The 9,077-nt window shown below is 54.0% G+C and carries 7 protein-coding genes; 4 read left to right on the forward strand and 3 right to left on the reverse strand.

Features of this window, described 5'->3' with window-relative positions; all coding sequences use genetic code 11:
• Positions 1-6: 6 nt before the first annotated feature.
• The 4 genes from leuS to fsa all read left to right on the forward strand — a co-directional run bounded on the left by leuS (position 7) and on the right by fsa (position 5,299).
• On the forward strand, positions 7-2,610 hold the full coding sequence (gene leuS / locus NOU37_09345; GenBank protein MCQ4575432.1) for a leucine--tRNA ligase: 2,604 nt from the start codon (positions 7-9) through the stop codon (positions 2,608-2,610).
• Between the two features lie 247 nt (positions 2,611-2,857).
• Positions 2,858-3,547, forward strand: coding sequence for a hypothetical protein (locus NOU37_09350; protein ID MCQ4575433.1), 690 nt, complete (start codon positions 2,858-2,860; stop codon positions 3,545-3,547).
• 46 nt (positions 3,548-3,593) lie between these two features.
• Positions 3,594-4,598: a DNA polymerase III subunit delta gene (gene holA / locus NOU37_09355; GenBank protein ID MCQ4575434.1), complete on the forward strand. Its 1,005-nt coding sequence runs from the start codon at positions 3,594-3,596 to the stop codon at positions 4,596-4,598.
• Positions 4,599-4,621: 23 nt separating this feature from the next.
• Positions 4,622-5,299 (forward strand): fructose-6-phosphate aldolase, encoded by a 678-nt coding sequence (fsa, locus tag NOU37_09360; protein MCQ4575435.1) that lies wholly within the window; start codon positions 4,622-4,624, stop codon positions 5,297-5,299.
• A gap of 225 nt (positions 5,300-5,524) precedes the next feature.
• On the opposite strand, the gene cysS is transcribed toward fsa, so the two are convergent.
• The 3 genes from cysS to NOU37_09375 all read right to left on the reverse strand — a co-directional run bounded on the left by cysS (position 5,525) and on the right by NOU37_09375 (position 8,996).
• Entirely contained in the window at positions 5,525-6,982 is a 1,458-nt protein-coding gene (cysS, locus tag NOU37_09365; protein ID MCQ4575436.1) for a cysteine--tRNA ligase, read from the reverse strand.
• A gap of 157 nt (positions 6,983-7,139) precedes the next feature.
• Entirely contained in the window at positions 7,140-8,183 is a 1,044-nt protein-coding gene (sppA, locus tag NOU37_09370; GenBank protein ID MCQ4575437.1) for a signal peptide peptidase SppA, read from the reverse strand.
• 183 nt (positions 8,184-8,366) lie between these two features.
• Complete coding sequence (locus NOU37_09375; protein MCQ4575438.1) at positions 8,367-8,996, reverse strand: UbiX family flavin prenyltransferase; 630 nt, start codon at positions 8,994-8,996, stop codon at positions 8,367-8,369.
• Positions 8,997-9,077: the final 81 nt, after the last annotated feature.

A 9,077-nucleotide genomic window follows, 5' to 3' on the forward strand; every position in this document is an offset into this window, starting at 1 on the left:
GTGCAAGTGCGTTATGATATTATGCGTTACGGCAATCTGGTCCCACCAACTATCATGCGAAAGAACGCGTATAACTTCTCTGAACTGGAGCCCAAATGGCGTGAGTATTGGGAGGATTGCGGGCTCTTCCGTATGCAGGAGGACTCCACCAGGCAGAAATTCTACTGCCTGGTAATGTTCCCCTATCCCTCCGGTACGCTCCACGTCGGTCACGCCCGGAACTACGTCATCGGGGACGTTGTGGTGCGCTACAAGCTGATGAGGGGCTTTAACGTCCTCTCGCCGATGGGCTGGGACGCCTTCGGACTGCCCGCCGAAAACGCGGCTATAAAGGAAAAAACAGCCCCCGCCGTATTTACATCCAAAAATATCGTCGCCATGAAGGAGCAGCTCTTTAGCTGGGGTACGGGCTACGATTGGACCAGAGAGATAGCGGCCAGTAACCCGGACTATTACAAGTGGACCCAGTGGATATTCCTCAAGCTGTACGAGAAGGGCCTTGCCTATAAGAAGAAGGCGTCGGTGAACTGGTGTCCCTCCTGCTCCACGGTGCTGGCGAACGAGCAGGTGCTGGACGGCCGCTGCGAACGCTGTGACGACGCTGTCGTGCAGAAGGATTTGGAGCAGTGGTTCTTCAAGATAACCGATTACGCCCAAAAACTTCTCGATGACCTGGAGCAGCTCGAGCACTGGCCTGAAAGGGTCAAGCTCATGCAGCGGAACTGGATAGGCAGGAGCGAGGGCACCAGGGTCGATTTCAGGATAGAGGGCAAAGATATTCCCACCGGAACGACAATTTATGGACACGGAGATAAGATGCGGTACTCTTATGAGCATAAAGGTCTAGACATCCGCCTCCGCTGTTTCACCACCCGGCCTGACACACTTTGCGGGGCGACCTTCATGGTACTGGCCCCTGAACACCCGATTATCAAAACGCTGGTGGAAGGCAATAAACGCCGGGAGGAGATCTTGGAGTTTGTCGAGAAGGCGAGGAACGAGAGCATTATTGAGCGTTCCGCCGCGGATACCCGGAAGGAGGGTATTTTTACCGGCCACTACGTGATAAACCCGGTGAATAATGAGAAAATACCGCTATGGGTCGCCGACTACGTGCTTATGGAGTACGGCACCGGGGCGGTGATGTCCGTGCCTGCCCATGACCAGAGGGATTTTGGGTTCGCGCGGCAGTACGACCTGCCCATAAAAGTGGTCATCCAGCCCGAAGGCAAGAACCTTGACCCTGCCGCCATGAAAGAGGCATTCACGGACGACGGGGTGCAGGTAAATTCCGGGCAGTTTGACGGGCTGCCCAACAGGGAGGCGATGGAGAAGATAACCGAATATCTGGAACACATGAATAAAGGCGCCGGCACGGTAAGCTATAAACTCAGGGACTGGCTCATCTCGCGCCAGAGGTACTGGGGGGCGCCCATCCCGATAATTTATTGCAAGGAGTGCGGCCATCTGCCCGTCCCGGAGGCGGAACTGCCGGTGTTATTGCCCGAGATTAAGGATTTAAGCTCGGCGAAGGGGAGTCCGCTGGTCAGGGACAAGGAATTTGTGAACGCAAAGTGCCCGAAGTGCGGCGGAAGCGCCCGCAGGGAGACGGATACCATGGACACGTTTGTGGACTCTTCATGGTACTATCTCCGGTACCTTTCTCCCCGGGACGATAAGAGGGCCTTTGACCCGGAGACGGTGAACAGGTGGCTTCCGGTAGACCAGTACATAGGCGGGGTGGAGCACGCCATACTGCATCTCCTTTATTCACGGTTCATCACAAAGGTTCTCTGCGACCTCGGTCTTGTAAGTTTTCAGGAACCCTTCCAGAACCTGTTTACGCAGGGCATGATAATTAAGGGCGGCGCGAAGATGTCGAAGTCAAAGGGCAACGTGGTCAGCCCGGAGGCGATTATAGAGAGATACGGCGCCGACACCCTGAGACTTTATCTGCTGTTTATAGGGCCACCGGAGAGGGACGCGGAGTGGACGGACAGGGCCGTAATAGGCGGATTCCGCTTTCTGACGCGGTTGTGGCAGAAGGTTGCAAGGCACGCAGACGAGTTGAGACACGTGGAGGTGTGGGAAGGAGACGTTGCCTCACTCCCTGACGAGTCAAGACGTATTTACAGGGCCACCAACAGGGTCATAAAAGAGGTGACCGAGGACATTGAGGGCTCATGGCACTTTAACACGGCCATTGCGGCCGTCATGGAGTTGTTTAATCAGGTGGAGAGATTTGAGGCCGGCGACCCTGTCTCCAGGCAGGTTCTCCGTCACTCCCTGGAGAGTATTATGCTCCTGCTTTCTCCGTTTGTGCCCCACGTGTGCGAGGAGATGTGGGAGACGCTCGGCAACGACCGCGGCATCTTCCGTCATGGATGGCCGTCCTACGACGACAGCGCCGTACAGGAGGAACAACTGGAGATAGTATTACAGGTCAACGGCAAGGTGCGCAGCAGGCTTACCGTATCTCCCGATACCGGGGAGGAGGAAATAAAGGCAATGGCCCTGGACGATGAGAGGGTAAAAGAGTTTCTTAACGGTAAGAAGGTGATAAAGGTCATCTCTGTTCCGCATAAGCTTGTCAATATAGTGGTGAAGTAAATCATTATAAAAGACTTGACACGTTGCCTGAAGGAGATAAAATTCTTCTATCTGGCTTATGCGGTTTGGGTTAGAGGGGGATAACCGGCAAGGCCGTCTGTAACAATCTGTAATAAATGGGCTCCTGAAGAGGCCAAAATGGCAGGAACGGCGGTTCTAAAGAGGTTTCAATCTGGAGTACGATAAAACTCGTTTGAGAGACAAAAAGTTTATCTATCTATTGAGCTCCCTTTACAGAGGCGGCGAAATGAGACCACTATTTTTGATTCTCTTAGGGTTTTTAATTACATTTCCCCTGGGGTGTTTTCTTAACCCCTTTAAATCAACCCCGGACGCAGAACGCTTCAAATACACCGCTTCCGGCAAGGAGGTGAAGGGCAGATCAAGCGGCCTGGAGAGGCCCGAAGAGGCTTTAATTTCCCGCCCTGAGGTGATAGTGAAAGAAACAACGGTTATAAAGGAAAGGGATGTTACCGTTGTTGAGCAGGGAGTCGCCGTTTTTGAAGGAGCCCCCTTGTTTACGGTCATCTATTACGCAAGGGGTCCTGAGCAGCGGGCCAAAGGCCCGGCAAACAAGTCCAATTCCAGTATATATAAAAGGGCCAAGGAGGCCCATATGACCCACATGCTGCAAACAGGCCCGTATGCGGCCTATTACAAGCAGATACGTGACAGGGTTAAATTACACTGGAATTTCTTGTACAACGACGTAGATGGGATAAATTACAAGACCTTCAACGATCTTCCCATAATAATTGACGCCAGGATAAACCGTTCCGGGATTGTCAGCAATGCCAGAATCGTCGAAAACGCAGGCAATCCGGTACTGGCAGCGCTTATCAAGGGAGCTATTGAGACGGTCCTCATAGACAGATTTCCCCGCGGTATAGACGACGAGTTTATTAATCTGGACTTTCAATGGTATTTCGAAGGCTAGTTAAAAGTTTTAAGAAGGGCCGTCGTCCCAAACTCAAACCGGTGTGATGGACTTTTCCCGTTTTAGCCAATCGTTTGAAAAGGCCGAACTCTTACCCGTCTACGCAGTCTATGGGGAGGAAGAGTTCTTCAGACACGAGGCGGTCTCGTTAATTCGGTCTCGTGTCCTGGTGAAGGAGGATGCCGGGGTCTCCCTTATAGAGATAGAGGGTCCGGAGACCTCCTTTCCTGCGGTTGTAGAAGAACTGGAGACGTTGCCTTTTTTTGGTTCCGAGGGGAAAAGGCTGGTAGTGGTTCATGGGGCGGACAGGCTGGTGGCCCGCAGCCGTGACCAGCTCATCAAGTATATGGAGTCTCCTTCCCCCTTCGGCTGTCTGGTGCTCGTTTGTGATGAACTGGACAGGCGGACGTCGTTCTACAATAAACTCAAGCGGATGGGCGGGGCTGTTGCATGTGAAAAGATTCAAGATGCGCGGCTTCCGTCCTGGATAGTGGACAGGGCAAAGTCGTGTGGGAAGCAGATAACCCTTGACGCCTGTAACATCTTGGCCGAAAATGTAGGTAACAGCCTGTCCCTGCTGGCCGGACACGTGGAGAAGCTCGCCATATCGGTGGGCAGGCGGCAGGAGATAAAGCCCGAGGACGTGGAGGGGCTGGTGGGCACGGACCGCCAGCGCGACGTCTTTGAGCTCACGGGTGCGGTGGCCCGAAAGGATTTCCCGAAGGCCCTGAGAATCCTTGGCCAGTTTTTAAGTTTGGCGGGCTCCGGGGAGGAGATAGTGAAAATAATCCCCCCTCTCAGGTGGCAGATAGGGAGGCTCTGGCGTGCGAGGCGCATCCTGGACGACGGTGGAGACAGGGAGGCGCTTACTTACAGCCTGCGTGTCCCCAGGCGATACGTTGATGACCTGGTGGAACAAACCAGGTTGTTTTCTGAGGAAGACCTTGAGCGGGACTACCAGTTACTGCTGGAAGCCGACCTTGAGGGGAAGACCGGGGCCGGTAACAATAAGATTATCCTTGAGAAACTGATATTCAAACTATGCAAATAGATACAATATAGGAGAAGCGAAACATGAAGTTTTTCATAGACACCGCGGATGTAAAAGAGATAAAAGAGGCCAACAGCCTCGGCATTCTGGACGGTGTAACCACAAACCCGACACTCATTTCAAAGACCGGCAGGCCGTTTATGGAGGTGGTTGAGGAGATATGTTCCATTGTTGACGGCCCGGTAAGTCTTGAGGCTGTCAGCCTCAAGGTGGATGAGATGGTCGAGGAAGCAAGAGGGCTTGCGAAGATTGCAGATAACGCCGTAATAAAAATTCCCCTCACCCCGGACGGCCTGAAGGCCACGAAACAGGTGACAGGAGAAGGGATAAAGGTCAACATGACCCTGTGCTTCTCATCCAACCAGGCGCTTCTCGCCGCAAAGGCGGGGGCGACCTACGTAAGCCCGTTCGTGGGACGGCTGGACGACAAGGGCCAGAACGGGATGGCCCTGATAGAAGAGATACGCACCATTTACGACAATTACGGGTTTAAGACCGAGATCATCGTGGCCAGCATTCGTCACCCCATGCACGTGCGTGACGCAGCGCTTATGGGCGCCGACGTAGCCACCATACCGTTTGCGGTCTTCAACAAGCTGGTTCAGCATCCACTCACCGACGCGGGCATCAAGCAGTTCCTGGCGGACTGGGAGAAGGTCCCTAAGAAGGAGATGGCAACAGCCGGGGCTTCCGGCAGGTAAGCTTGTTTAGACAACCCGGCAGCCTGTCTGTCCAGCCATTTTTTGCTCGTTTGTTGTCCGCCCCTATATTTCCGTATGGCAGCCCAGGGTCGTACCATTCTAGCTAACTTTAGCCCTGGGAATAGATTTTGGAAACGTTTATTCACCGCAGGGCTTCAGCCCTGCGGCACCCCCAGGTTTTTATGTAGCGTGGCAGCCCCTACTCTACATATCGTGCAGAGACACTTAAAGCTTTCTTCTCCACTTTACACCTCCAGCCGTGTCTTCCAGGATGACGCCAAGCTCGCCGAGCTTATTTCTAACATCGTCTGCCAGCTGGAACTGTTTGGCCTTGCGCAGATCCTCCCTGGTCTCTATCAGCAGGTTAATGAGACCCTCTTCCTTGGTGTCACCCCCGGTCTTACGCTGAGGCTCTTCCGTGACTATTCCCAGGACGTCACCCCCGAAGGTATGAAAAAGGGAATCAATCTCCCGAAGCGTCTTCTGGCCCAGTTCCTGCCCCGAATTCAGGATGATGTTCACCTCCTTTGAGAACTGGAACAGCACTCCAAGTGCCTCCGCGGTGTTGAAGTCGTCGTCCATGGCCGCCAGGAACCGCTTTTTGTACTCCTCCACCTTCTTCAGGACGGTCTCTTCCGGAGGTGTGTCCTTTGCATCTCTCAGGCGTTCCTTTACCTCCGTTACCGGTATGAGCAGGTGTTCAAGTCCGGTGGCGGCGGCGTTCAGGGCCTCGTCGGTATAGTCCAGCGGGCTGCGGTAATGCGAGTTCAGTATGAAGAACCGTATCGCCAGTGGGTTATGCACGGCGAAGGCGGCCTTCAGGGTGATAAAGTTGCCAAGGGACTTGCCCATCTTCTGCCCGCCAACGGTGACCATGTTGTTATGCATCCAGCACCTTACGAAGGGTTTCTTGTTTGCCGCCTCGCTCTGGGCTATCTCGCATTCGTGGTGGGGAAACACGTTCTCAAGCCCGCCGCCGTGGATGTCGAAGGTCTCGCCCAGATATTTCATTGACATGGCCGAGCACTCAAGGTGCCACCCCGGGAAACCGTATCCCCAGGGGCTTTTCCACTGCATGAGGTGGTTTGCCTCGGCCCTCTTCCACAGGGCGAAATCCAGCGGGTAGCGCTTATCAGGGTTGGGTTCTATCCGCACGGATGTCTGGAGGTCTTCGAGCCGCCTGCCGGAGAGCTTCCCGTAGGGTTTGAATTTGTTGACGTCGAAATACACCGAGCCGCTGACCTCATACGCGAACCCGTTTTCCAGAAGCTTTTCCACCAGCGCTATCTGTTCGGGGATGTGTCCGGTGGCCCGGGGCGCGATGTCCGCCCTTAACACGCCAAGGGCGTCCATGTCCTCAAAATAACTCTTCATGTATTTCTCTACCAGTTCCATGGGCTCCACGCGCTCAAGCCGTGCCCGTTCCTCTATCTTGTCCTCACCCTCGTCGGCGTTGTCGGTCAGGTGGCCGACGTCTGTAATGTTCTGGACGTACCGGACCTTGTACTTCATGTGCCGTAGGTAACGGACGATAACGTCGAAGCTGACGTAGCTCTTGGCGTGTCCCAGGTGGGGATGGTCGTAGACCGTGGGGCCGCACACGTAGATGCCGACCATGCCCGGATGCAGCGGCTTGAACTCCTCTTTTTCCCTGGTAAGTGTGTTGTATACCTTAAGGGTCATGGTTAATCCTTGCCGGAAGATTTTCCGGGCAGCGCCTCTTTCAGCCTCTCCGTTGATTCCTTTGCTACTGCTTTCGGGATGGAAATTATGTTGTATAACTCAGGGCCATGCGGTTTGACGAAGGTGCCAAGGCAGACATTACATGCGTTGCTTTGCGTTAACGGGTTCTGATGTCTTGCGTGAATCCCGGCAGCCACAGGTACATAAGCCTTGGGGTATCCGTCTCCGGCCACCCGAAAAGCCGGCGTACACCGGGGGATGTGACACCTTGCATGATGCTGAACAGGTCACTCAGACCCCATTTCCGCTCATATTTTACAACCAGTGCCTCGTCCAGCCCGGCCAACTCCTTTGCGGCCTCTATGGCGTCAGAGAGATAGCCCAACTGATCTATCAGTCCGCTCTCCAGGGCCTGCTGGGCGGTGTATATTCTTCCGTCGGCGAGTTTCTTCACTTCATCTACGGGCATGTCCCTGCCGGTGGCGACAACGTCCACAAATCTCTCATACAGTTGTTGTATTATACCTTCCAGTACCGCCTTTTCCTCCGGACGCATCGGCCGGGTGGGTGAGCCCAGGTCCTTCATGTCACCGGAGGTGATAGAGTCGTCTTCTACGCCGTATTTCTGGATGAGTTCCGATATATTTATGAGGGGTAGTATTACCCCTATGCTGCCGGTTATGGTGGTGGGGTGCGCGAGAATCTTATCCGCCGCCGCCGCGATGTAATACCCCCCTGAGGCCGCGACGCCTCCCATTAACACCACAACCTTCTTCTTCTTCTCTTTCTTATATTCCAGTATTTCATTATATATTATATCGCTGGCGGTCATCCCCCCGCCGGGGCTTTCTATCAGCAGCAGGACGGCCTCCACCTTGTCGTCGTTCTTGATTTGTTTTAGTTGTTTCTTAAAACCTTCTACGGTTCCCGCGTCACCCGCGAATAATGAGTTGGATGCGGTGGTTATGAGGCCCTGGATGGATACAATGACAATCTTCTTCTCGCCGCTTCCTTCCACCACCTTCTCTATATACTCCTGATCGAGCGTCTGTCTCCCGCTGACCAGCGGTCTCCAGGCCTCGAAGCTGTTCACTATCATTAACACGAGAAGAAGACTGGAGAGAAAGAAAAAGAAGGCAACAGAGGCACCCGCCCAGAAGACGATTCCTCTACCGCCTGTTTTTGCCTGCTTTTCGTCCATATTGTGTCCCCTGTAGAACAAATTCTGATTTCTCGCAATTATAATGAAATTAGGAGCTTAGGCAAGAACTAAAACATAGCGGCAAAGGGGTGCGGGCACGTTCTTCGCCTGATGGGGATTTTAAAGTTGTAGTGGTAGAGTAGGGGCAGGTCTTGCGCCTGCCCTGTTTGGGCGACCGCCCGCCTACTTTCCCGGTGCGTGTCTGAGGTAGGGCGGTGCGCCCTTTTCCCTGGGAATAAGGAGGTCGTGCTCTATATCGAGGGTGTCGAGTATCTTTGCGGCCATAAAGTCGACGATATCATCGAGCCCCCTGGGATAGTGGTAGAGGCCGGGCATGGCGGGAAGCACGCAGGCCCCCGACCTTGAGAGCCTCAACATGTTTTCGAGATGTATGTCGGTAAGCGGTGTCTCTCTGGGTACAACGACAAGTTTACGGCCCTCTTTCAGCGCGACACTGGCCGCGCGCTGGATAAGGTTTGTGGCCAGCCCGCATGCGACGGCGCCGAGGGTGTTCATGCTGCACGGCACTATCACCATACCTCCGGAGGGGAAGCTGTTTCCGGAGGCCAGGGGCGCGTCCAGCTGTGTGACCTTATAATACCATACGGGGCAGTTTGGCCTCCCGACGAGCGCGTCTATGTCGGGGTCGTCTATATCGAGTTTAAGGCCCAGCTCCCGTTCTATAACAATGAAAGCGGCCTCCGATACGCTTAGATGTATCTGGATGCCCTTGTCACACAGCACATGCAGCAACCTGCGGGCGTACAGCATCCCGCTTGCACCCGTGATTGCCACTACAACGTTGTTTTCCAATACAAAAACCCTCTCAAAAAGTACCTGAATAATTTATGTGGCCTTACTCTAACATAAGATGATAGTAGTAATTGCAGCGGG

The organism is Candidatus Bathyanammoxibius amoris (assembly GCA_024451685.1).
GTDB lineage: Bacteria > Planctomycetota > Brocadiia > Brocadiales > Bathyanammoxibiaceae > Bathyanammoxibius > Bathyanammoxibius amoris.